Annotated in this window: 1 protein-coding gene; it reads right to left on the reverse strand. The window is 63.2% G+C overall.

Annotated elements, in window-relative coordinates:
- Positions 1–989, reverse strand: a 989-nt coding sequence (locus NKI41_RS33165) for an integrase core domain-containing protein (protein WP_352687279.1), incomplete at both ends; no start/stop codon positions are given.

Below are 989 nucleotides of genomic sequence, written 5' to 3' on the forward strand. Positions count from 1 at the left end.
CCTTGATTCCCAGCCTCTGACCGGCGAGCACGGTCGAGACGTTGATCTTCTTCCTGTGCATGCAGATGCGGCCGCAAGCGGTAACCAGGATGTCGCGGTCGTGGAAGGGGTATTCCAGTTCCGGCAGGCCGTCATAGGCTCTTGAGGACGGCGTGTAGAGCTCGGCCGGGGTGCGCATGGCGAGCGCCTCGTGTGGCCTTTCCTCATTGAATTCGCTGATGAAAGCGTCGAACCTCGCCTGCTGCTGGAGGATGTTCATGCCGGGCGGCCTGGTCGTCTCTTTCTTTAAGGTCAGATGCATGCGCTCGTGGCGGCCGTTCTGTTGCGGGTTGCCCGGCTGGATGCGCTCGATGACGATGCCGAGCCTGAGCCAGAACACCGACAGGCGCGAGAGATTGTAGAGGCCGTTAGGCGAAGCGAAAGGGAGCCCGTTGTCGGAGCGGATGGCGGCGGGCAGGCCGCGCTCCCTGAACAGCCGCACGAAGGCCTCGATGACCGGCGTCTCCTTTGTCGATTCAAGCGCTTCGCAGGCGAGCACATAGCGCGAGATCTGGTCGGTGACCGTCAGGGGGTAACAGTAGCTACCGTTGCCGAGCCTGAACTCCCCCTTGAAGTCGGTGCACCACAGATCGTTAGGGGCGGCGGCTTGCGACAATGGCGTGCCCACGGCCTTGCTCGCCCGGTTCCTCTTGCGGGCCTGGCTCACAAGGCCGTGACGGTCGAGCACGGCATGCACGGTGCTTTTGGCCGGGATACGCACATCACCGGCGAGCTTCCTGACCAGCAACTCCCTGATCTTGCGAGCGCCCCAATGCGGCTTCTCGCGCTTGGTCTCGACGATCAGCCGCTCGATCTGCTCGGGCAACTGGTTGGCGTACCTCACCGGCCGCCGCGAGCGGTCGCAAAGCGCCTCCAGCCCTTCCTCCCTATAGCGGTTGAAGATCTTGTAGCCAGTCTTGCGCGAAATCCCGAAATCCCGGCACACATCG

This window comes from Mesorhizobium sp. M0601 (assembly GCF_040320845.1).
GTDB lineage: Bacteria > Pseudomonadota > Alphaproteobacteria > Rhizobiales > Rhizobiaceae > Mesorhizobium.